This window comes from Blautia sp. MB18-30 (assembly GCF_023669475.1).
Classification (GTDB): domain Bacteria; phylum Bacillota; class Clostridia; order Lachnospirales; family Lachnospiraceae; genus Blautia_A; species Blautia_A fusiformis.
In genome coordinates, this window is record NZ_JAMOYY010000004.1 from 96,368 (window position 1) to 118,052 (window position 21,685).

General features: G+C 47.0%; 25 protein-coding genes. 2 read left to right on the forward strand and 23 right to left on the reverse strand.

Annotated elements, in window-relative coordinates; genetic code table 11:
* Positions 1–17 precede the first annotated feature (17 nt).
* Genes NCY57_RS02995 through NCY57_RS03005 form a run of 3 tightly spaced genes read right to left on the reverse strand, consistent with a single transcriptional unit; the run spans position 18 to position 2,503 of the window.
* Positions 18–791, reverse strand: a complete 774-nt coding sequence (locus tag NCY57_RS02995) for an ABC transporter permease (RefSeq protein WP_022279569.1) — start codon at positions 789–791, stop codon at positions 18–20.
* A 10-nt stretch (positions 792–801) separates the two neighbouring features.
* Positions 802–1,587, reverse strand: coding sequence for an ABC transporter permease (locus NCY57_RS03000; RefSeq protein ID WP_022279570.1), 786 nt, complete (start codon positions 1,585–1,587; stop codon positions 802–804).
* The gene (locus tag NCY57_RS03005) at positions 1,580–2,503 is read right to left on the reverse strand and encodes an ABC transporter ATP-binding protein (protein ID WP_022279571.1); all 924 of its coding nucleotides are present in this window, start codon (positions 2,501–2,503) and stop codon (positions 1,580–1,582) included. Before NCY57_RS03005 ends, NCY57_RS03000 begins: the two co-directional genes overlap by 8 nt.
* 148 nt (positions 2,504–2,651) lie before the next feature.
* Here NCY57_RS03005 and NCY57_RS03010 point away from each other — a divergent pair, with 148 nt between their 5' ends.
* A complete protein-coding gene (locus NCY57_RS03010) occupies positions 2,652–3,344 on the forward strand; it encodes a response regulator transcription factor (RefSeq protein ID WP_022279572.1) in 693 nt (230 codons plus the stop codon).
* Positions 3,341–4,705, forward strand: a complete 1,365-nt coding sequence (locus tag NCY57_RS03015) for a sensor histidine kinase (protein ID WP_250789470.1) — start codon at positions 3,341–3,343, stop codon at positions 4,703–4,705. Before NCY57_RS03010 ends, NCY57_RS03015 begins: the two co-directional genes overlap by 4 nt.
* A gap of 364 nt (positions 4,706–5,069) precedes the next feature.
* On the opposite strand, the gene NCY57_RS03020 is transcribed toward NCY57_RS03015, so the two are convergent.
* From NCY57_RS03020 to NCY57_RS03115, 20 genes are all read right to left on the reverse strand, one after another.
* The gene (locus tag NCY57_RS03020; protein ID WP_022279574.1) at positions 5,070–5,348 is read right to left on the reverse strand and encodes a helix-turn-helix domain-containing protein; all 279 of its coding nucleotides are present in this window, start codon (positions 5,346–5,348) and stop codon (positions 5,070–5,072) included.
* A gap of 106 nt (positions 5,349–5,454) precedes the next feature.
* Positions 5,455–5,874, reverse strand: a complete 420-nt coding sequence (locus tag NCY57_RS03025) for a hypothetical protein (protein ID WP_022279575.1) — start codon at positions 5,872–5,874, stop codon at positions 5,455–5,457.
* Between the two features lie 126 nt (positions 5,875–6,000).
* The gene (locus NCY57_RS03030; RefSeq protein ID WP_022279576.1) at positions 6,001–6,480 is read right to left on the reverse strand and encodes a flavodoxin; all 480 of its coding nucleotides are present in this window, start codon (positions 6,478–6,480) and stop codon (positions 6,001–6,003) included.
* Between the two features lie 294 nt (positions 6,481–6,774).
* Complete coding sequence (locus NCY57_RS03035) at positions 6,775–8,598, reverse strand: lysozyme family protein (protein ID WP_054335463.1); 1,824 nt, start codon at positions 8,596–8,598, stop codon at positions 6,775–6,777.
* 33 nt (positions 8,599–8,631) lie between these two features.
* Entirely contained in the window at positions 8,632–8,994 is a 363-nt protein-coding gene (locus NCY57_RS03040) for a hypothetical protein (protein ID WP_022279578.1), read from the reverse strand.
* Positions 8,995–9,030: 36 nt separating this feature from the next.
* Positions 9,031–11,376 (reverse strand): VirB4-like conjugal transfer ATPase, CD1110 family, encoded by a 2,346-nt coding sequence (locus NCY57_RS03045; protein WP_330638964.1) that lies wholly within the window; start codon positions 11,374–11,376, stop codon positions 9,031–9,033.
* Positions 11,373–11,810: a PrgI family protein gene (locus NCY57_RS03050; protein ID WP_022279580.1), complete on the reverse strand. Its 438-nt coding sequence runs from the start codon at positions 11,808–11,810 to the stop codon at positions 11,373–11,375. The genes NCY57_RS03045 and NCY57_RS03050 overlap by 4 nt, the downstream gene beginning before the upstream one ends.
* Positions 11,811–11,818: 8 nt before the next feature.
* Positions 11,819–12,262, reverse strand: a complete 444-nt coding sequence (locus tag NCY57_RS03055) for a DUF4313 domain-containing protein (RefSeq protein WP_022279581.1) — start codon at positions 12,260–12,262, stop codon at positions 11,819–11,821.
* Positions 12,263–12,274: 12 nt separating this feature from the next.
* Positions 12,275–13,117, reverse strand: coding sequence for a hypothetical protein (locus tag NCY57_RS03060; RefSeq protein ID WP_022279582.1), 843 nt, complete (start codon positions 13,115–13,117; stop codon positions 12,275–12,277).
* Between the two features lie 64 nt (positions 13,118–13,181).
* Positions 13,182–13,577: a hypothetical protein gene (locus NCY57_RS03065; protein ID WP_022279583.1), complete on the reverse strand. Its 396-nt coding sequence runs from the start codon at positions 13,575–13,577 to the stop codon at positions 13,182–13,184.
* A 16-nt stretch (positions 13,578–13,593) separates the two neighbouring features.
* Positions 13,594–15,315, reverse strand: coding sequence for a VirD4-like conjugal transfer protein, CD1115 family (locus NCY57_RS03070; RefSeq protein WP_180214483.1), 1,722 nt, complete (start codon positions 15,313–15,315; stop codon positions 13,594–13,596).
* A 41-nt stretch (positions 15,316–15,356) separates the two neighbouring features.
* Positions 15,357–15,617, reverse strand: a complete 261-nt coding sequence (locus NCY57_RS03075) for a DUF4314 domain-containing protein (protein WP_027642810.1) — start codon at positions 15,615–15,617, stop codon at positions 15,357–15,359.
* 47 nt (positions 15,618–15,664) lie between these two features.
* Positions 15,665–15,973 carry a hypothetical protein gene (locus tag NCY57_RS03080; RefSeq protein ID WP_027642811.1) on the reverse strand — a complete coding sequence of 103 codons (309 nt, stop codon included), beginning with the start codon at positions 15,971–15,973 and terminating at the stop codon, positions 15,665–15,667.
* Between the two features lie 128 nt (positions 15,974–16,101).
* Complete coding sequence (locus NCY57_RS03085) at positions 16,102–17,043, reverse strand: ArdC family protein (RefSeq protein WP_054335461.1); 942 nt, start codon at positions 17,041–17,043, stop codon at positions 16,102–16,104.
* A gap of 5 nt (positions 17,044–17,048) precedes the next feature.
* Positions 17,049–17,861 carry a PcfB family protein gene (locus NCY57_RS03090; protein ID WP_027642813.1) on the reverse strand — a complete coding sequence of 271 codons (813 nt, stop codon included), beginning with the start codon at positions 17,859–17,861 and terminating at the stop codon, positions 17,049–17,051.
* A 5-nt stretch (positions 17,862–17,866) separates the two neighbouring features.
* Positions 17,867–19,168: a relaxase/mobilization nuclease domain-containing protein gene (locus NCY57_RS03095; protein ID WP_173885158.1), complete on the reverse strand. Its 1,302-nt coding sequence runs from the start codon at positions 19,166–19,168 to the stop codon at positions 17,867–17,869.
* A 6-nt stretch (positions 19,169–19,174) separates the two neighbouring features.
* Complete coding sequence (locus tag NCY57_RS03100) at positions 19,175–19,483, reverse strand: plasmid mobilization protein (protein ID WP_027642815.1); 309 nt, start codon at positions 19,481–19,483, stop codon at positions 19,175–19,177.
* 4 nt (positions 19,484–19,487) lie between these two features.
* Positions 19,488–19,940: a DUF6329 domain-containing protein gene (locus NCY57_RS16895; protein WP_054335460.1), complete on the reverse strand. Its 453-nt coding sequence runs from the start codon at positions 19,938–19,940 to the stop codon at positions 19,488–19,490.
* Positions 19,941–20,153: 213 nt separating this feature from the next.
* Positions 20,154–21,092: a hypothetical protein gene (locus NCY57_RS03110; RefSeq protein WP_173885266.1), complete on the reverse strand. Its 939-nt coding sequence runs from the start codon at positions 21,090–21,092 to the stop codon at positions 20,154–20,156.
* Positions 21,093–21,241: 149 nt separating this feature from the next.
* The gene (locus NCY57_RS03115; protein ID WP_173885162.1) at positions 21,242–21,625 is read right to left on the reverse strand and encodes a DUF3789 domain-containing protein; all 384 of its coding nucleotides are present in this window, start codon (positions 21,623–21,625) and stop codon (positions 21,242–21,244) included.
* Positions 21,626–21,685: the final 60 nt, after the last annotated feature.

Below are 21,685 nucleotides of genomic sequence, written 5' to 3' on the forward strand. Positions count from 1 at the left end.
ATTAGCCCTCCTTAATTTTACCGCTTATTTTTAGCGGTTTTTTTGACCTTTTGATTTGTTTTTGTTATAGATGCTTTATTTTCAGCAAATAAAAGCATAACAGTACTTATAGTAAACATAAGCAGCAGTATTCCAGTGCTTAAAAATATATTGTAGGCAGCCGTTTCACCACCCTGGTAATTAATAAGCCCTAATCCCGCAGTAACGGGATAGATATTACCAAGACCATGACCAGATGCAAATGTTCCTACAAATCCATAAAAGAAAGAAAATCCAACCCCCGCCATAAAGCTGCCTGCGCGCTGCCCAGTAAATACAATAATCGGAAGAACAGCCACATACACAAAGAGGTTCATTCCAATCATCCTAACAAGGGCCAGTATCATCCCTGCAAAAGAGAAGCCCGGAAAGCGGCTTATAAAAAATATAATCATGGTAAAAACAAATTCGATGGCGGCCAGAATAATCGCCAATCCGCCAACGGCAATCAATTTGCCCGCCAGCAATTTCCGAAACGGTATCGGAATTGTCAAAATGTTTTTTAACGTGTCGTCTACACGTTCTCTTTCGATGATATAACCAGCAATCAGGGTAATAGTCGCCGGAAAAATCAGACTAAAGTTATTCCAGATCACACTGTTTGAAAAATATTCAAGGGTATGAACCGCCCCATCCGATGCAGTTGCCATAAAGCGGGTAAGCAGAACAACCGTTAGCATCGTGGCAACACCGATCCAGACAACAGAATACCTCTTTAATTTATAAAACTCTGTTTTTGCGATTTTTAGCATTACTTTCACCTCAACTTTCATGCTTGCTGTAAATCTTTATGATAGCCAGATAAGATATTGCACCGATGATAAACACAATCAGGACAACCATCCATAGCGGCAGGAAATATGGCTCTATGACTGAATATGCCGGGGAGTCCGGTGAAACAAATTGTGCTGCCTGCCAACGGTAAATAGTGGGTGCAGGGAATATGTTGGATATCAGCTTCATGGCTGGTTCTTCCGATGCAAATTGCCCTCCATACGCCAGCATATAATCAAACATGGTGTAAAAGAATGTCAATATAATTGAAAAGATATAAGAACGGTTAAGCCCAACGATTATAATGACAACTGGCAATGTGCTGGCTGTATATAACACGCTGGTAACAACAGAAATCCATATCTTCTCACCAATGTTTACTAATTCGCTCCCAGCCATTAGTCCTCCGGCCATAGAAGACAGCAGAGTTGCCAATGAGTAAATCAAACCCAAAATAAAAAGAACGGCAATTTTAGCACTCGCAATTTTCACTGGGAAAACAGGAATTGTGTGTAAATTTTTTAATGTATCGTTATCACGCTCCATAAAAAACAGCATGGCCGCCACAATTCCTAAAACGATAGGCAGCATGACAGGCTCTCCCAATGTTACGAGCAGTCCAAAAACAGCATCAAATCCCGTAAAATTTCCGACACTCCCGGCTAATACCAGTGCTGTAAAGGGAATAGGGAAAAGCAGGGCTGCGAAAACCACAAAAGACACAAAATGTTTGCGCTTTAGCTTCCAAAATTCGCATTTAATCAGTTTAAGCAATCCCCTCACCCCCTGTAATCTTTTTGAAGTAATCCTCCAAAGTGTCCTCACAGAGATGCGCTTCCTTAATGTCAATACCATTCTCCATAAGGGCGCGGTTAATCTTTGCTACTGGCAAAGTTGTATCATACAGATACAGATTGTAACTATCAGCAATCTGCATATTTCTAGTTTGGAACAGCTTGCTGATAATCTGTGCAGCCTTACTTGCATCCGAAACGATGAAGTGAACAAACTTTGCGTTCTTTGCCTCCAATTCTTTCAGACTTTCTTCTTCCAGCAAAACACCACGGTCAATAATTCCAATGTCATCTGCCAGTAGAGAAATTTCTGAAAGGATATGGCTGGATATCAGAATTGTCTTACCTCTGGCATCACACAGCTCCCGGATAAACGACCGTACTTCCGCAATGCCGATAGGATCAAGGCCGTTGATCGGCTCATCCAGTATGAGTACTTCCGGTTCATGCATGACAGCCAGTGCGATTGCAAGCCGCTGCTTCATGCCGAGGGAGTATTCAGAAAAGAGCTTTTTATCCCGGTATGGTAAATTGACAAGTTCCAATGCGTCCTTGATATAATTCGGCTTGTTAATTCCCCGCAGCTCCGCAAAAATTCTCAAGTTCTCCGTTGCGGTCAGGTTCGGATAGAAACCAGGCGATTCAATCAAACATCCAATACGAGGAAGAATTTTGTTTTCGTTACCCTGCATAGGTCGTCCGAAAATTTTAACTTCGCCGGAGGTAGGGGCTGTTAATCCCAACAACATTCTCATGGTGGTGGTCTTGCCCGCACCGTTGCGTCCCAGCAGGCCATAAATCCTGCCTTGCTTTACATGAATATTCAAATTGGAAACGCTCACCTGGTTTCCGTATCTTTTTGTCAGATTGTGAGTTTCAATAATATATTCGCTCATGTTCGTATGCCTCCTTTTGTTTTCACATTCAGCATAGCATATCAACTTTGAGATAACTCTGAGGCAACTCTGATTTTTCTCTGAGATTTTGGTAATAAAATAGTCAGGAACGGTTTCTTGAGTTATAATAAGCACGAGGAGGTGTCACATGAATGACAAAGTAATCCTTGTTGTGGATGATGAAATTGATTTATTGGAAATGATACAGTCTATTTTTGAACGTGCCGGTTTTTTTAATATTTTAACTGCATCTTCAGGCACAGAAGCATTAAAGATATGGAAAGAACGGCAGCCAGATATGATAATTCTTGACATAATGATGCCAGGGATTGATGGATTGTCCGTGCTAAGAGAGGTACGGGAAACAAGTAATATTCCGGTTCTCCTGCTGACAGCCCGTGGTGAGGCTGAAGATCGAGTAGCAGGATTAGAAGTTGGAGCTGATGATTATCTGGTAAAACCGTTTCACCCAAAAGAACTGTTACTACGAGTACAGGTAATTCTGAACCGGACATATCCACAGAAAGAACGAAAAATATATTTAGAGGCTGCTGTGGTTGATCTTGAAAAGGCCGACGTCCAGCGCGGCGAAAATCAATTCCCACTAACAGGAAAGGAATTAACGCTATTAGAAAAACTTGCTGAAAATGCAGGGCGTATTGTAACAACAGGTTCCTTGTGTGGAGCAGTATGTGGTGAATTCTGGCAGGGATATGAAAGCACACTATCCACTCATATCCGCCATCTGCGGGAAAAGATTGAAGAAAATCCTTCAAAGCCAGTTTCGCTTGTAACAATTAAGGGTGTGGGTTATCGGCTTAATATTAAGGGGGCGAAATGATGAATGCCGTAGAACGTTTTTTTCGCCGCTATATATTTTCTACCATCGGAATCATAGCCCTCTTTTTTGCCGTTAATTTGCTATTGGTGGGGATGTTCTTCATTATTGCATATCTCAATGGTGTCGCAGATTCCAATTTCCCAATCGAAGATTTTTCCAACCATATTGTTGTTGAGGACGGAAAACTAAGCGCGGATACGCAGGCCCTTGAAATATTACACCATGCCGATGCCTGGGCTATGATCCTAAATGATGACGGCACCGTTATATGGGAAGATGGCCTGCCGGAAGAATTACCGCGATCATACACCGCAACAGATATAGCCATGTTCAGCCGTTGGTATCTGGACGATTATCCTGTGAATATCTGGAAACGGTCTGACGGGCTATTGGTAATCGGTTTTGTCCCCGGAAGTGTTCTCAATCACTACATTTCAACAAATACGGCTTATGTATGGCCGCTATGTATCGGGATTGGCATTGCGTTCATTATCAATATTCTCTTAATGGTTTATTTGTTTGTACGCAACGCACATCGGGTAGAAAAATCAATGGAACCTATCTTAAACGGTATTCAATCGCTTTCACAGGGGAAAGAGTTCCATTTGGAAGAAAAGGGCGAATTGGCTGAAATAAACGCTGGACTAAATCGTGCTGGCGAATATCTGATTAAAAAAGACAACACCCGTGCTGAATGGATACGGGGAATTTCCCATGATATTCGCACACCGCTTTCTATTATATTTGGTTATGCCTGTGAAATCGAAGATAATTCCAGCTTACCTCTTTCCACGCGGAAACAGGCAACGGCTATACGGCAAAAAAGTGAAAAACTGAGGGCACTTATTACAGACCTGAATTTAACTACTAAACTGGAATACTCCATGTATGCCTTAAAGAAAAAAACGATCAATGCCGTAGAATTAACCCGGCAGGTTGCAAGCGAATTTTTGAATGAGTTGCCGGAACAATATGAAATTGAAATAATAGAGGATAGCCCAGACAAGCCCGTTTTTCTAAATGGTGATGATTCCTTGCTTTACCGGATGTTAAGCAACCTCATAGGCAATAGCATCGTACACAACCCCAATGGGTGTAAGATTACACTTTGTGTTGGAGTGGATGTTGACAGTTGTTATTTTGAAATCCGTGATACAGGATGTGGAATAAACGACTCACGTATGGCATTGCTGAATAGTGGCGTGTCCATATCCAGCACCCAAGAGGAAAACAACGGTGCAGATCACGGCCTGGGGCATAAAATTGTACGGCAGATTGTAAAAGCCCATCATGGGAAACTTCATTTTTTGAAAAACTCCCCTCACGGGCTAATCATCAAAATATCTTTACCATTAAAATGATCCGTATTTAAACTCCCCCAAAATCAGCTCACTTGAGCTATTTCAGGGGAGTTTTTTCAGCACAAATCCTCTTTTGCGAAAAGGTACAACCGAATTTTCTGTTTTGCGGAAAAGTTCTGACACCCTCTTAGTTATGCGAAAAGGTGGGGGCTTCTTTTTCAGAAGTTTACCCCACCCTTTTATTCTTCCATGAGTATGAACCATTCGTCCAAGAAACACACAAATTTTATGTACTCTGATTTCTGCATGAGCCGGTTTTTTCCCACATATAGGGCTTATTTCGGGCTTTTCTACCACATAATGTACCCTCGAACCGTTTTCAAGCCCGATACTTCGTGAAATCAGACACCATTATACACTAATGTTATATTCCCTCATCAGGTTCTTCTTCATCTCCTACTATCCTTTCCGCTTCCTCCATCGGAAAGTTCGGTATCTCCTCCAGCAGTTTCAGAGCTATCTCCTGCTTTAAATCCTCATCCACGTAACTCTTTACACTGCCGTCCGGCTGCTTTTCTTTCACTGTGGCAAGCTCTGTCATATAATCATCGTAATATGCCATAATCTTTTCCGTTGCCCATTTTTCCCCGGCAACTGCCGCTTTGATGATTTCATAAGTCAATGTATTCTGCTGATCCTCCATGCTCCGTACCTCCAAGTTGATATACTGCTAACAACATACCATATCTGTGAGAAAAAACATCCGCCAGTCACTGACAGATGCCCTCACACCCTAATACACTTTCCCTTTAATACACTTCATCAAAATACCCAATAAACACCGACATCCGAATCAATCCATCTTTCATTGAAAACGTCACATTTTCCGCCCGGTCTGCGATCTCCTTTAGCAGCGTCAGCGCCTCCCGATCACAAAACTCAAAATGCTCCAGGTACAGATCAATGGTCGCCTGCCATTTCTGATAATCTACCTCGCCCCGGATTCTTCCTCCGAACTGCCGGACGTAAGCATCACACTCGCCAAGCAGGTATTCATAATCTGCTTTTTCTTTGGGAACCACACGCTTTGGGATTTTATCCATTTCTTCCTGGTACTTCTGAAAGAATCCAACCTCCATCAATGTGTCCAGAAAATCCTTTCCCTCTGACTTATCGCTTCGCTCCCTGAATTCCTCTCCGTAGTCTTTTTCATATATTTCGTTTTCCATGCTTCGCACCCTTTCCTGTAGAATAATTTACCACTACGGGTAGGATGTTACCATAGATTTCTTATTATTCGTTGTCATGAGAGATAACTTTATGGGTCTATATTGATAAGTTTATCGGTCTTTTCTTTAAATCCCGAACCCTTCTGCCCATGCTTTCAGTTCTTCCGCACTTGCATCCGCAGGGAATCGCTTTCCTTCCTTTAATTCCGCTCCCGGACAGGAAACCGCCAGTTCCTTGTTTGTGTTCCCCATACCGCTGCTGCCCGAAGTTGCCAGTGGAATAATCGTCTTTCCAGTCAGTTCATATTGCTCCAGAAACGTGTTCACAATAGTCGGAGCGACGTACCACCAGATAGGGAATGCTGTGAAAATCACGGAATACTGCTCCATGTTCTCCACTTTATTTGCAACGGCAGGCCGGAATGATTTATCATTCATTTCCACACTGCTTCGGCTCTTTTTATTCATCCAGTCCAGATCCGCATCCGTATATGGAACCTCCGGCTGAATCTCATGTAAATCTGCTCCGATAGCCTCTGCAAGCCGCTTCGCCAGTTTCGCTGTTACGCCGCTGGCACTGAAATACGCTACTAATACCTTGCTCATAATCAATACCCACCTTTCAAGGAAATCATATTTTAACACTGTGTTTTACTATAGAATACCATAAATCTGTGGCAAATGCACCCTATCGTTTTTTGAGTATGGGTAATCGTTAAATTTGAACCCAAATACCCTCAAGGGTGCATTGTATCAATTTATGGTACGCAAGCCAGTAAGAGAGTATGTCTATACCTATCTATATAAATAGTGAGAATGTTGTAGAGACATGACACCTTGCTGTTCGTGCAAAGTGCCATGTCTCCCCCTTGTTTTTAATTCTTGCCTATATATTGCCGTTTAATATGACACTACCCCATATCCCATGATACAAGAATAATTAAGATCATAGTTGTTCTGCTTTACGGCATTTCCGGAATTTCCTTCCACCGTATAGACTCTGCCGCCCTCGCTTTTTTCTACAATACCTACATGGTCGGACTTGCCATCTCCATCCCAGTCAAAGAAAATAATCATCCCTGCGGTTGGGCTGCTTCCTGCAGCCTGCCATTTTCCTTTTCCCTGGAACCAGTCTACTCCATCTGTACAGAGAGAAAATCTTGGAACAGCACCGCTCTCTATGAGGCCGCTCTGATCCGCACACCATGAAACAAAGCAGGCGCACCAACTGACATGACTGTCAAATCCATACCACGACCAGAACTTGTCTCCACCTACATTCCCTAACTGCGTCAGTGCTACAGATACGATCTGCTCGTTTCCGAACAGGGCTGCAAACGGATTTCCTCCGGAATAATAGCGAAGCACATGGGGAACGTACTCCGGATCCCCATACCTTGCCCATCCATGGGAGGCTGCCTGCTGTTGGGAAAACAGCAGTGCATTGGCTTCACTATATCCCCCGTAATTTCTTACCGCCCATGATATGTACCCGTTTCCATAGTTATATCCCTGCAGCGACAGTTTCAGCTTGTCCATGTCCTGCGGGCTGGTGCATCCAGCCTCCCGGACACAGTCTGCATAATATTGCACTCCAACCTCTATGGAATATTCCGGATCTGCAATGGCTCCGGGGCTGTTTGGATACCGTGTATTGTAAGGACATTCACTGGACTGCATCGGATCCGTTCCATTCCCTCCGGATTCCTGCATCATGATCGCCTGGATCACAGGGACATATTCCGGGATACCATATTGGCTGGCATACTTTTGGATCGTTGCCGTATAGGCCAGTACCTGCTCACTTAAAGATGCACTGCTCTGTGAAGAACTGTAGGCAAAGACACCGCCAATGACGCCAACAATCAGGATCAGTACAATGAACATGGAACCAGCTCCGGCCGCCAATGCGACAAGCCCATTCCGGACGGCTTTTACCGCGGCCTCCACCGCACGTTTGAACCGCACCACTGCGGATGCCGCCTGTTCTGCCCGTCTTGCGCCCTGCTGCATATTATGGATGGCAGTCCGCTTTGCAGCCTTGGCCGCCTGTGCCTTTCTCTGTGCAGATGATATCTTTTGCATGGTACTTCCCGGCACGGTCTGAGGCTTTATGATCCGGGGTGCTTTCTTCACCGACAGCCTGTCTGCTGACTTTACTTTTGGTGGCTGCCTGGATGCCTGTTCCCGCACGGTGCGTCTGGCATTTTCCCTGGTACGGATGGTCTGGCCTCTGCCCGTTCTGCCGGAATCCTGGATCATGGTATTTTTCTCTGCCTGATGCTCCAAAGACTGGTTCTGTACCTTTTTCCTGGCCGCATCTTTTCTGGCTCTTTCTTTTGTACGCACCCGTCCCTTTTCCACGGCATCTTCCGGTCCCTGCCCGGAATGCGCATCCATCCCTTTCTTCGCCCTTTCTGCTCCAGTACGTTTTTGCAGATTCTGATAGGTCTTTTGGGCTGCCTGTTTTCCGGCGGCATAAGAAACCTTTGTGGCTGTCCGGCCGCTTTCCTTTGCCCCTCTTTTCAGTACGCTTTCCACTTTATCACCAGCATACCCGGTCGGGGAATCCGGATGGTCCGCTGCGTCGGATACTCTGGATCCCTGGAGAGATTTTTCCTTAGCCGCAAGCCCGGCTTCTTTCGCCAGCTCTTTTGGCATACGGGAAGCCTTTTCCAAAACCTTCGGTTTCCGGTCATGCTCTCTTGTTTTGATATCCTTCATATCTCACCTCCCATCCGCATATCCTGGAACCGATTATCGTTCTGGAGTGTTCCTGTGCTTTGCCCCTTTCTGGATCTTCGGCAGATAGCCCTCCAGTTCCTTTACCGCTTTTTGTACCAGCGGATGGTTCGCATAGGCCGGAATCATGTCAATGGATTCCTTATCGATCTGATCTGCCACTAAAAGCGGCCAGTGTATCCCTGAATAATCCGGGATTGCCGGATCCTGCAATTCAAACCCAATGCCGGGGATGCTGCAGGCATTCCGTTTCCGTATTTTTTTATAGATATCCACTGCCTGTGCCAGTGTCAGATTCTCATAACACTCTGAATAGTTTTCAAATTCCATGCATCCGGCTGTATAAAACCGGATGCTGGCTGTTTCCTGTTGCTCCATACTTCCTCCTTCCTGGCATCAACGCCTTATGTTTTTTTATGGATTCAACCCCTGTGCCTCCCCTGGCTTGGTCGTCATCAAGCGGTATAACGCTGTATTTTTCGGGAAGCTGTTTTCAAATGGCACGATATTGCCGGAACAGCGGATCAGGCCATGGCCGGCGCCCACATTCGTGATATACGATAACTGGTTATCCGAGATATTCAAAAGGTTCGCCAGTTCATCCCTGTCAGTCGTTGCCTGATTCAAAAGGATCAAAAATTCACTGTTTGCTAACATCAGCCTTGCGGTATCAGATTTTAAGAGTTCCTCCACATTCTGCGTCAGGCCGGTCACAAAGCCAGAATACTTTCGGATTCTTTTATACAGACGATAGAAAAAGTCGGCGCTGTACTCATACCGGAAAAGCAGATAAAACTCATCCGCAAAGATCCAGGTTGTCTTTCCCATCTTCCAGTTCTGGATCACACGGTTAAAAATGGAATCCAGAGTGACCAGCATGCCAAGAGGCATCAGTTGTTCGCCAAGCTCCCGGATGTCATACGCAATGATCCGGTTTTTGGTATTGACATTGGTCGGCTGTGCAAAGGTATTTAAACTTCCGTTAATAAATAATTCTGAGGACAATGCCAGCCCTCTGGCTTCTTCCTCCGGCTGGAGCATCAACTGTCGGTAAAGATCCTTTAATGTCGGCACCTGCCCCTGATACCCGCTGCGGATATAATCCCGGTAAACATCTGCCGTACAGCGGTCGAGGATGGATTTCTCTTTGGCTGAGAGATTACCCGCACCCACGAGCTGTTCGAACAGGGACAGGATGAATTCCGATTTCTCGATCAGCGGATTCTTGTCATTTCCATATGCGGAATCCATATCCATGGCGTTCAAATGGGTATCCGATGTAGCCGAGATTTTAATGACTTCACCGTTTAACGCTTCTACAAGGGAACCGAACTCTGACTCCGGATCCAGGATCAGGATATCGTCCTCTGTGGACAGTGCCAGGTCCACGATCTCTTCCTTTGCGGAAAAACTCTTACCGGATCCGCTGACGCCAAGACGGAATGAGTTTCCATTCAGAAGCCTTCTGCGGTCTGCCACCAGCATATTTTTGCTGACCGCATTCTGCCCATAATAGATACCCCCAGGCTGCATGATCTCCTGTGTATGGAATGGGATCAGCACCGCTGTGGATTCCGTTGTCAGGGTACGCAGGGCATTAATCTTCCGGAGCCCATAGGGAAGCACTGTATCCAGCCCGTCCACTTGCTGCCACTTCAAGGTGGAAAGCTGGCAGAGATGTTTTCTTGCCACAGAAAAAAGTGTCTCCGTATCGGAATCCAACTGCTCTTTGGTTTCTGCCATATGTACCATCGTCAGAAGCCCGAACATCATCCGCTGGTCCCTGGTCGTCAGATCCTCCAGCATTTCTTTTGTCTCTTTTCTCTGAAGCTCCATGTCATAAGGAACCACCGCAGAGAAGTTATTATTGGCATTCTGCCGCCTCTGCCAGTTCGTTACATTGGTTTCCACACCAAGCAGCTTGTTCTGGATCTCACGCACCGCTTCATCGGTCGGCACTGGCAGAATGTCAATAGACAGCATCAGGTCCCGGCTTAGATCACACAGTTCTGACACCATATCGTCTTTTACATAACTGGCGTAATCCTGCATATAAAGCACACGCCCATATCTTCCATTGATCCGGAAGTGGTCGCTGTGAAATTCCATGCTCTCAGGACAGATCCAGTCCTTAAAACTATGCCCTTTCTTTGCAAAGGCTTTCAGGTCAAAGGGAAACGCAGACGGCTCATCCGTCTTAAAGAAATCACGAAATAGCTGCAGCCGCTCCCCGGCGTCCAGTTCTTCTGCTACCGAGGACAGCTTTGCTAAATGGGTTACGATATCCGTTCCCACACGCGCAAAGTATGTCCGCGCTTCATCCACGTTCTTTTTATGGATGCTGACAGTAAGGTACCGCTCCTGATAGATACTGTTGCTGGTACCGCTGACTTTGGACAATAGCATATCGTTATATTCCTGGCGGTAATGATCCAGTCCATCCCCTTTCATCGGGATCAGCAGGGAATGCTCAAATTCCTCTTTATTGATCCTGCGGTTATTCAGCGTGATCTTGGCGGATGAACCAGAATCCAGCGCATTCAAAAGTTCCGAATAATCGAGGAACATCTCCGTTTTATCCGCTTTGCTTGCGATGGCATAATTGATATCCGTAAACCGGAACGATTTTGAATATTTATTTCCCACCTGAAAGATGCCGTCCGGCCATATCCTGCGGATCGGAACCGCCTGCTGGACAGATTTTGGCACCCGAAACCGCTCTTTATCCATTTTTAATGCCTGACTCAGTGTTTTAATCAAAGGCATCCCCCCTTTCCTTTTTTCTTCTTCACCTTTTTCTTTTTCGCCACATTCTCTTTCTTCCGGGTGATGGCCGTTCCGTCACCCCCGGTACGCTCCCCTGCAAGGATGCTTTCTTCCATGCAGGAATAGTAAAGGTTTTCCGGTTGGAAACTCAGCTTTTTCGGATACAGGATTTCAGATTTTATAAATGCCCATAAAAACTGTTCTGCGGTCATCCCGTGATATTTGAAAAATCCACAGGCGGCAAACGGGGCGGCCCCAAGCATGCACAGCCATCCCTGGATCTCATCGGGCAAACGCCCTTTCGTTCCAAAATAGATCGCCACCGCCGCAAGGATTGCCAGCACTGAAAATGCACACTGCCTGAAATTCAGTCCAAAAAACATAGATTCCTGGTAATCCCGGATCTCCTTATTCATTTTCACTTCCATATTCGTTCCTACCTTTCTTTCTGTTCATGCTTTCTTTTCTTCGGTTTCGTTTCTTTCTTTGGGGCATCCTGCTCTTTTCTTCTCTGGAGATATCCTTCTACTCCTTTTGGATCAAATTCCCTTAATCTCTCCATGTCAAAAGCCACTTTTGCATAGGCACAGTAACCGGAGAATCCAATTTCCGGCAGAACGACACCCAATTTATGCTTTTTAATAAATCTCAGATTCTCTTTGCTTAAAAAATGATCAATGTATGCCTCATTGGGTTCTGGCGGGATCATGCTGCTCATTGGCAGGTTTACTGTCAGATTCCCAAATTGGTCGAAGCCTTCTTCCGTTTTGTTATGAAGGCCGATATAGAGGCATCCGTTGTTTGCATAGGATGACACCTCAAGCGCCAATTCCTCATGCCCGAATTCCCAGTCAAATCCCAATGTTTTTATTTCATCCATTTCCTTATCCTCCTACAATCCCATGATCTCCTTAACGATCCGGTCAGATGCTTTGACCGCACCTACAAGGATCAGCAGATTAAACACCAGCTCGCCCACATAATTCCAGACAATCGTCACCGCCGACAGGCTGGTATCCGACACGGCAGGTGTGCTGGATGTGAATACTGAAAATATGATACAGGCCAATGCAATGATCGCTCCCTCCAGACAAACTCCCGCATAGGAACGGATGAAGTTTTTCCCTACCGATTGGGACGGCTCCCCTGCAAAAGACGAAAGGGGAATGGGTGCAATGGCGGTATACATATACAGCTTGAACATCCGTCCATAAACGGTCAGGATCATAATAAAAGACAATACCGTGATCAGCAGGCTGCCAAGCAGCGTTACGATCCAAAGCGGAATAGAATCCAGCATGCCTACGGATTCCACCTTTTCCACGATCTCCGCTGGCAACTGTGACACTGTCCCGCCAGACATACTTGCATTGGCTAAAATCGTTGTGACAATGCCCTGTATGATAGAAAAGAGTGCTTTCATCAAGTCCATGCCGTATACCACGGCTCCCTGAGCCAATGCAAAACGGATGAATGCTTTCAGCACATGCTCCGGCTTTTTCATTTCTGTAAAACTGCCGCAGGTCTTAATGATCCCCATGGCAAAAAATAAAACCAAAAGCCCCAAAGCGATGGCTTTCAAGGCGCCATTGATATTTGTCATCACGCTCCAGATAGCCCCGCCTTTAAAGGATTCCGGATCCTGTGTCAGCAGTGTCCAGATTTCATTTAATTTGTCATTCCAGGTATTTAATGCAGATTGCAGGTTCTGCACGATCCAGTTATCGCTTTCCATTTCCTATCTCACCTCCTTCGTGTGATAAGGGGCGGACAGTATTCCTGCCCGCCCGCTGGCATCCTTACGCCATAATCAGGTCAAGGATCTCTTTTGCGAAAGTAATGATGATACCGCCTGCCAGTGTCAAAAATCCGTTCGCCCTCTGGCTTGGATCATGGCTCTTAAGGCTGAGGCCCACCTGCACGATACCAAAGCCCAACAGGATCAGGCCGATAGCCCGGATCAGGGAGAAAATGAAAGTCGACAGGTTATTCACAACAGACAGGGGATCCCCTGCCGCATAAGCGTAAGTCGTACACACATTCCCGATAAACATCAGCACAGAATAAACAGCAAACAGCTTCTTCTGCACCCTGCTCATCGGCATGGATGAGGTTTCTTTTTTTGCCTCCTGTCTGCCAGTTTCCTCCATGCAGCCCTTTTTCAGTTTCATCTGGTTCAATAAATTACATTTCATCGGCATCCCTCCATTCTTAAATAGGAAACTGCCCTCCGATGATGTCCTCATCAGAGAGCAGCTCATAATCTTCATATCTGCCCGCATCAAACGCAAAGGTATCATGGGCCAGCGGCGCTTTCGCATAGTCATACGCTTCTGCCCCTCCGTCCTCTGTCAGCCTGATATTGGGGTGTTTCATCAAATCATATTTTTTGTCCTTCATGGCGCGTTCCCCACGGACAAATAAAAGCGCGTACTGGTTATCCAGCATACGCACTTCATCCGGCATGAGAAGTTCCCTTCCGCTTTGCTGGAAATTTGTAGAGTAACTTCCTGACCGTCCTTTTGTCTGCCCATACGTGTTGGTATCGATGGTTTCCTTTCCAAGCAGTTCCGAGATATACTTATGCGTCTCTTTTTCATTGCCGCCAAGGTATAACAGCTCATCACAGTTACCCACCAGGCTCTCCCAGGAGTCCTTAAAAAGTGCCTTGATCTGGCTCATATTCTGCACGATAATGCTGCAGAAAATCGAACGTGAACGGCAGGTACTCAAAATTTTTTCAAAATCATCCGGCAGGGCAACATTCGGCCACTCATCCATGATGCAGTTTACCGGAATCGGCAGCCTGCCCCCGTATTTGCGGTCAGCCACATAATAAAGTGTTTGGAAAAGTTGGGTATAGATCATGCCCACCAGATAATTAAGGGATGTATCCGCATCCGGGATACAGCAGAAAAGCGCCACCTTTTTTTCTCCCATGCTGGCAAGGTCCAGTTCATCATGGCAAGTTAAATTTGCGATCTGCGGCAGGTTAAACGCCGCCAATCGGACACCTACGGAAATCAGGATCGACTTTGCTGTCTTTCCTGCAGCCTGTTTGTAAATATGATATTGTTTCACGGCAATATTTTCCGGATCGCGCATTTCCAAACGCTCAAACAGGATATCCAGCGGTGACTCGTAATCTTCATCATCTTCCTTTACCTGGGCAGATGATAGCATCTCCATAATCATGGCAAAGTTCTGTTCCTCCGGCGGGGCTTCATGCAGAAGGTACAGCATGAGTGCCTGAAGAAGCGCAGTCTCGCTTTTCTCCCAAAACGGATCCGAGGACTGCGCCCCCTTGGGTGTCGTATTCCGGATCAGGTTTGTGATGAGTTTCAGCACATCCTTATCATCCTTCACATATTCAAACGGATTATAACCGAAAGAGGTATCCGGATTGATCAGGTCAAATACCCTCACCTCATATCCGGCCTTCTCCAAAAATCCGCCTGTTTTCCTAAGAAGTTCCCCTTTTGGATCTGTAATTACCAGAGAGCAATTCCCCTGGAGTATATTCGGTAAAGCGTATGTCCTGGATTTTCCCGCTCCGCTGCCGCCCACGACAAGGACGTTCAAGTTCCTTTTATGGCGGTAACAGTCAAGCCCCATGCGGAAATTTTGTGTAAACAGGATATTGTCGGCATAAGGCTTCTCCTGGTACTTTTTACACAACTGCGCGGCATTCCCCCATTTGGCCGACCCGTGTTCCTCCCCCCTGCGGTAATTCCTCCGGTTGGCATAATAGATGCCGATTCCAAAGGCATACAAAAGGGTGCAGATCAGGATGGACTTCATGGTATATTCCGTATAGTGCAGTGCCAGGGGATGATTCAGCTTCTCCGTCAGGGCTTCCATCATCTCAAAAAGGTTCCCTCCGGGGATGATGGCATCTGCGATCAATGCCGCCGCCCACCATACAAACGGCAAAGCGGCAAGCCAGACAATCCACTCTGACTTGCCGCTTTTACTTACCGGGAAGGTTCACCCCGTTCTTTCTTCGGCCGGCTTACTACTTGGAAACTATCCACTTCCGTATTTAATGCCAGTGACCTTCCATTTTCCCAATTCACATGGATCTGGCCGATGTCATCCACAAAAGATACCGTCCCTAAAAGTCCGGGCGGCATTCCCTTTTCTCCATCCATGCAGCCCAGGCGGACTTTTGTCCCTTTAGGATACCTTTGCTTAATGCCTTGCGCCTGCCTGCTCAGTCTTTCCCATTCATTCATGGCATTCCTCCTTTCCGATCAAAAAAGACAGGCATCCCGCCTGTCCGTTACCGTGTCCGATAGGTCCTGTACCTTGCGTTCATGATACGCATTAAAACCGTATCGATCCCATCGGTATATCTTCCATTCTCAATATAAGTATCTCTGAGCCCATTTAAAGCCTGTACCGCTTTTTTATGTTCTCCTTCTGTCAGATAGAGTTTCTTATCCTTGTGGCCGGCCAGCCGCAGGATAAGATCCCCCGTCTCTTTTGTGGATGCGCCCGCTTCTTTTTCTTCCCGGAACACATCCCGCAGTGCATGCACCAGCATATTGACGGTAATCTCATCTGTTTTTACACATCGTCTCTTTTCCATCCTCCGGCCTCCTTTTTTTATTCTTCCTGACCACAACATACCACACTCACCAGCAGAAAGCTACTTACTTTTCCCCAAAAAAAGCACTTTTCCGGACGCCTTTTTTCCAACGGCAAAGTGCCTGTTTATCAGCGTTCCGGCTGTTTTTTCTCTTTCCCTGATTTTACTTTTCCATCAGAAACGGCAAACTCATCTGCAACAAATTCCTGTTCCTGCTCTCCGAGGTTGCGGTTCAAATGGTTGCTGATGCCATAAGCGGCATTACGGATATCCCCGATAAAGGCACGAAGCTCCTTGGGATCCTTATCGCCGTTGCCCTGCATCTCACACACCTTATCAAAACGGAAGCCGGAAGTATCCACACCGTATTTCTGTGCAACGATATAAGCGGTGCAGAACGCTTTGGGCGATACCTTCTGGCGGGCATAGCTGCCGTCATGGGCGTCCATGACGGCGCAGGCCAGTTCCCGGTTGATGGCATGGAATGTAGTCACTTCACTCATGCCATTCCTCACATAAATGGTACGCTGTCTTGGGATATACTGCGCCTGCACTCCCTCCGGCAGATTGTCCGCAATACGGATCGGCACATCCGGGTTTGTCAAAAGCGCTCCCATGAGCGTTTCCATATCTTTCGGCTCCGGCGGGACTGGCGGCTTCATGCGGATCTGGCTGATATCATATGCTTTTCCGATATTTGTCCCCTGCATAGTCACGCCGTCTTTTTCATAATCCTGCGTGACCAGAAAACGGTATCCATGCACTCCCGCACGCAGGGAATAACCTTCCTCTTTCACTTTCTCAAATGTCATGACCTGCCGGATCTCCGGATTCTGGCTGTAGAGCAGAAGCAGGTTTGGCGTTTTCTGAGGTTTGCACTGTGCCATAAAATCAAGGAATCCTTTTAAGGAATCCCCGTCCTTAAACACATCCTGGGCCTTTGCGTCAATCTCTGCCCATACTTCTTCGCGCTCCTGCTTCTTTAAGGCGGCATATTCCTCTTTGCTCATACGGGGCTGTTCCTCTGTTACAGGCGGCTCCCCTCCCGATAAATATTTTGATAAATCCATTTATATCACCTTCCCTTCGTTTTTGCTTTTTTTCTCTTTTTCCTGCCAGCCGAGCGGTTCTGTCTGCGGTTTTTGCTGTTTTCTTTCTTTTTTGCAGACTCCTGCTTTTCCTGTTTGATCTGGTCCAATTCCGCGCGGACAGACGGTTTCTCCTTTCCTTCTGTCTTTTCCGGCGCATTTAATAAATCCTGTTCAGACTTTTCCTGCCCGGTAGAAATATCTTTGCTGCGCGAGGAAGGTTCGGACGGATTCCTTTCTTCCTGCGCCTGCATAAAATTTTCCATATCCGGCGCTGGTTCCTCAAACCCAAAATCCTGCTCCATATCCCCAAGTTCAAACTGGATCTCGCCCTCCGGCATCTCCACGGTCTCAGTCGGGGCCTCTGGCATTTCCTGGTTCCGATCTGCTTCCATTGCCACTTCCTGAACAGCTTCACCGCTTTCAGATTTTAAGAAGTCAAGATTCATTTTATCCATGACACGGTTGACCTTGGCGGCATCATCCGCAAACACCATAATCTCACACTGGGACGGATTCTTCCTGTCTCGGATGACAACATATAACAGGCCTCTTTTCTTTCCCTCACGGGCGAATTCTTTTAAACGGTCAGACGGCACGGTAAAAAATTTCAATGGACGGTTCTCCTTCAACATCCGCACCATGCGAGTCTTACCATAAGTTTTCTTCTGGTCCTTTAACACTGCCGCAAAAAATACAGCAAGATTTTTTGCAAGCGTGCCGGATAAGCGCAGGCTGTAATCGATCCCTTCCAGAGAGTAACGCACGACCTGGTCTGCCGCATCTCCACCAAAATTCATGGCTCTCACCTCCCTTCTCTCTGTTCCTGATGTTCTTTTCCTGCCTGTTCGCAGGATTCTTGTTTTTCATGCTCCGATTGTTTCTCCAGTTCCCTCATCCTCTGCTCAATTTCCAGTGAGTGCTGTTCGATCTTTACACACATGCGGATATCTTTCCGCAGCGGCTTCAGCGTGCCTGTGATCTCCTGGATCCGCACAGACTCCGGTTCTGCCCGGTACAGACGATGGCGTTCTTTCGTAAGGGCCAGAACCTGCTGTTCCAGCGGTTTCCGATAGTTTTCTAATTCTTCCCTGGTCGTGATCCCATGTTTCTGCAAAAATTCCATCTGGGCGATCCGTTCATCCAGACGCCGGATATCCTGCCGCACCACATAAGGAACACGCTTTGGTTTCCGCTTGAGAACCCCCATCTGGTAAAGATAAGAATAATAAAGGGCCTGCAGCCCGTGAAGCTTTTTCCGCTTTGCGGGATTTCCTTTTCCAGCCTGTTGCCCTTGGGGAAGTTTGGGCTGTAAGATCCATCCCCGGATGGCTTCCTCGGTATAATTCTTTCCAAGGCTTTTCAGCCTCACATACCGCTCCATGCCTGGAGCGCGCAGGGCAATATATTTCCGGTTCAATTTAAAGGAATATCCCTTCTTTTCCATCATGCTGATAAACTGCCGCCAGCTAAAGCTCTCTGCCACAGTTTCTCTAATATCCATACGGATGGCGGTCCTCCAGGTTGGTTTCCCGTCCTGCTCCGCCTGCCATTCAGCATAAGCCTTCCCTTTGCCGCCTCCCGGCTGGATAATGGACAGGCCATATTTTTTGCACAATCCATCGGATATCCTCCGCACATCCTCATAATAGCTCCGGCTGTTGCTGTGGTATTTCCTTCCATCTTCCATGCTGACGGAATTAAACACCAGATGGTTATGGTAATGGCTGGTATTCAGATGCGTGGTAACCACTACCTCATATTTCCCTTTCAGCAACTGCTCTGCCAGTTCCAGACCGATCAGATGCGCAAGTTCCGGCGATACCTCTCCGGCCGCAAAGCTCTGGATCAGGTGATACCCTTGTACGCCATCCACTTTATGGAACCTGCGCTTAGTTGCAAGCATATCCGCAAACGCATCCTCACAGGTACAGCCGATGGCATCTTCAAATACCATGGTTTCTGTTTTATCCCGGTTCAGGGCATAATCGATGGCTTCCTCCAGCGATCCAGCCGATGCCGCAGGCTTTGTGGTCTTTTCCTTATCTTTGATATAGTTAATGGAATTATCCAGACGGTGGACAGGTATGATGCTGGTATATGCCATAAGGCATTACCATTCCTCTTTCACGATCTGCCATACTTCTTTTGAAATCCTCAGCATTTCCCGGACACTCTCCGTTTCCGCACGGCCGGCAGCATTGGCCACATGGGCCAACTGGTTGGCATTGTTGCACAGCCCTGCCACCTTCCGGAGCAGATCCGCATGATGCTCACAGGGTTTTGCCCGCACCTCTGCCCCCACGATCAGTGAACGGAGGAATTCTTCCCTGGACAGCCCGCTCCGCTTTACCTGCTCATCCAGCAGGCGCAGCTCCTTTGCATTGAGGCGGACAGGTATCACATGATTTCGTTTTCTCATCCTTTCACCTGCTTTCCGTTCTTTCATTCTTCTTTTTCGCTCCGGCTGCCTGAAAGTATTCCATTGGCAGTGTTGAGGACATGTCTGCCTGCGCCAGCACCTCTTTTCCGGCAAGTTCGATCTTCCGGCAGTCAGGGACGAATGCCGCATATCTTGGATACGCATATCCTTCCGCCTCTACCAGAATCCCTTCCCTATACTCGGAAGTCGTCACAAGGATACAATGCATGTTCCGATCTCCCGGCCCCATGTACATGACATCCCGGTTATCATATAAAAACCGATAATACCCATACAGTTCACCAGAGAATCTTTCAAATTGTTCCCTGGAAAGCTCCGCAATTTTTTCTACTTCAAAGCCACGGCGGAAACTCCCATAATATTGTTCTTTCAAATCACGCATGTTTATGGGTTTCCTTACGAATTCTGCGGTATCATTCTTTTTTGCATCTTCCACTTACATTTCCCCTTTCTTCTTCAGAATTATGAGGGCAGCAAGCAGCGATACAACGATGGTTCCTGCAATCACTTTCTTTTTCATGGCACACCTTCTTTCCAAATTAAATTCCGGGCGGAATGAAAATAACTCCGTTTCCCATGAACCGCCCGGTCTGTCTTTTATTTAAATCCATTTATAATCTTCACCCCATTCTTCTCTCTATCTGCTGTATTACCGCACCGTCTCGTCTCTGCCCGGACTCTGCTTGGCTTTCGGCTGCAGGTCGCGGGGATGCTCTCCTGAGAGCGGCCTGATAAAATCAATCCTGCCAGCGGCTGCGATTGCCTGCTGGTTTAGCTGTCTCTGCCATGCACTGGCGCTTGGCGCCCATTTGAACCCATTTCTGCGAAGTATCTGCCGTTCCTCAGCAGACGGCTTTCCTTCAAAAATAAGCTGCAGGCGGTTCATCTCCTGATTCGCCACAGCCTTTCCCCCGGCAAACTCCCATCCCCGGAATCCCGTTTCCGCATATTCTTTCAGCTCTGCAATGCGTGATCGAATGCGCCGGATCTCGGCACTGTTATTTGACAAAACATAAGATGCGAACGGCTTATCCCCCAAATGCCAGGGCTGTGCCATCGATGCCTTGAGTTTTTCTATCTCCGCCGCACTGAGTGCTGTACATCCATCCAGCGTCTTGTGCTTTCGGTAATATGCATTTACCTCTTTCATCGTCTGTTGGGACTGCTCCAGCCCCTTCAGCTTCTGCTCCAACTGTTCAACCGCATGGGGATGGTCTGCACGGATGCCTCCCATGCCCGTACTCTTGATCTTATCCAGAATGCCCTGCACCTGCCGCCATTCTTCCATGTTCTGATTCCCGGCTGCGTTCTGCTTTTCTTTTTTTCCTGTGGGAAAATTTGCAGGGCCGGCAACCATGACGGACGGAACACGGGCATCGATCTCAAATCTGCGGTTCATGTTATCTGCCAGCTTTCTGGCATAGGTATCCACAAGCGCATCTATTTTTCCATGGTAAATCGGATCGACTTTTTCTTTCTGGTGTTTTGCAGCTTCCACCGCCTGATCCACGCACCGCCGATATTCTGCCGTAGCGGTTCCTTCTATATAGCCGGAAAAACTGTTCATCTCTTTTGCCCTGCGCGCCATATCTTCACGGATTGGGTAATAGATCACCTGAATTTCCTGTCCTACTGCCAATTATGCGTCTCCTTTTTCCAAAAAATAAAACCAGCCACAAGGCCGGCTGCGATCATTCCTATGATTATCTTTTTCTTCATGGCACACCTTCTTTCTGTTCATTTGGTCATGGCCGGAGAAAACAGGATCCCCCTTATCTGCATCTGAAGGGCAAATTCTGTCATCCGCCACCTCACGCCATTGATCTCGGCATGGTCCTGATCCAGATAGCGGCACACTCCTGCCACGGTTTCTCCGTCACCATACATAAGAGTTACGCAGTCCCCATCGGGAATGGTAAACAATAGGACGCCCTCCGGATCGGTAAAACGGATCGTCCTGCCGTCTGTTTTCGGCAGGGCAGTATCCCGCGCCCGCTTATCTCCCGGCTCATAAATACCATCCTGCTCATCCGCTCTTTTCGCGGCAACCGCAAGGCAGGTGACAACAACTCCAAAACAACCGCCCACCATGGCTCCTACAAATACACCAATCATTCCCATTTTCTTCATTCTCCTTTCGTTCACGGGGGTTTGGGGTTCTCCCCAAAGTGCGTTTGGATA

Bases quoted from the DNA above. Each gene is read 5' to 3' on its own strand.
- NCY57_RS02995 (WP_022279569.1), bottom strand. From the start codon at position 791: ATGCTAAAAATCGCAAAAACAGAGTTTTATAAATTAAAGAGGTATTCT.
- NCY57_RS03005 (WP_022279571.1), bottom strand. From the start codon at position 2,503: ATGAGCGAATATATTATTGAAACTCACAATCTGACAAAAAGATACGGA.
- NCY57_RS03010 (WP_022279572.1), top strand. From the start codon at position 2,652: ATGAATGACAAAGTAATCCTTGTTGTGGATGATGAAATTGATTTATTG.
- NCY57_RS03015 (WP_250789470.1), top strand. From the start codon at position 3,341: ATGATGAATGCCGTAGAACGTTTTTTTCGCCGCTATATATTTTCTACC.
- NCY57_RS03020 (WP_022279574.1), bottom strand. From the start codon at position 5,348: ATGGAGGATCAGCAGAATACATTGACTTATGAAATCATCAAAGCGGCA.
- NCY57_RS03025 (WP_022279575.1), bottom strand. From the start codon at position 5,874: ATGGAAAACGAAATATATGAAAAAGACTACGGAGAGGAATTCAGGGAG.
- NCY57_RS03030 (WP_022279576.1), bottom strand. From the start codon at position 6,480: ATGAGCAAGGTATTAGTAGCGTATTTCAGTGCCAGCGGCGTAACAGCG.
- NCY57_RS03035 (WP_054335463.1), bottom strand. From the start codon at position 8,598: ATGAAGGATATCAAAACAAGAGAGCATGACCGGAAACCGAAGGTTTTG.
- NCY57_RS03040 (WP_022279578.1), bottom strand. From the start codon at position 8,994: ATGGAGCAACAGGAAACAGCCAGCATCCGGTTTTATACAGCCGGATGC.
- NCY57_RS03050 (WP_022279580.1), bottom strand. From the start codon at position 11,810: ATGGAAGTGAAAATGAATAAGGAGATCCGGGATTACCAGGAATCTATG.
- NCY57_RS03055 (WP_022279581.1), bottom strand. From the start codon at position 12,262: ATGGATGAAATAAAAACATTGGGATTTGACTGGGAATTCGGGCATGAG.
- NCY57_RS03060 (WP_022279582.1), bottom strand. From the start codon at position 13,117: ATGGAAAGCGATAACTGGATCGTGCAGAACCTGCAATCTGCATTAAAT.
- NCY57_RS03065 (WP_022279583.1), bottom strand. From the start codon at position 13,577: ATGAAATGTAATTTATTGAACCAGATGAAACTGAAAAAGGGCTGCATG.
- NCY57_RS03075 (WP_027642810.1), bottom strand. From the start codon at position 15,617: ATGAATGAATGGGAAAGACTGAGCAGGCAGGCGCAAGGCATTAAGCAA.
- NCY57_RS03080 (WP_027642811.1), bottom strand. From the start codon at position 15,973: ATGGAAAAGAGACGATGTGTAAAAACAGATGAGATTACCGTCAATATG.
- NCY57_RS03085 (WP_054335461.1), bottom strand. From the start codon at position 17,043: ATGGATTTATCAAAATATTTATCGGGAGGGGAGCCGCCTGTAACAGAG.
- NCY57_RS03090 (WP_027642813.1), bottom strand. From the start codon at position 17,861: ATGAATTTTGGTGGAGATGCGGCAGACCAGGTCGTGCGTTACTCTCTG.
- NCY57_RS03095 (WP_173885158.1), bottom strand. From the start codon at position 19,168: ATGGCATATACCAGCATCATACCTGTCCACCGTCTGGATAATTCCATT.
- NCY57_RS03100 (WP_027642815.1), bottom strand. From the start codon at position 19,483: ATGAGAAAACGAAATCATGTGATACCTGTCCGCCTCAATGCAAAGGAG.
- NCY57_RS03110 (WP_173885266.1), bottom strand. From the start codon at position 21,092: ATGGCGCGCAGGGCAAAAGAGATGAACAGTTTTTCCGGCTATATAGAA.
- NCY57_RS03115 (WP_173885162.1), bottom strand. From the start codon at position 21,625: ATGGGAATGATTGGTGTATTTGTAGGAGCCATGGTGGGCGGTTGTTTT.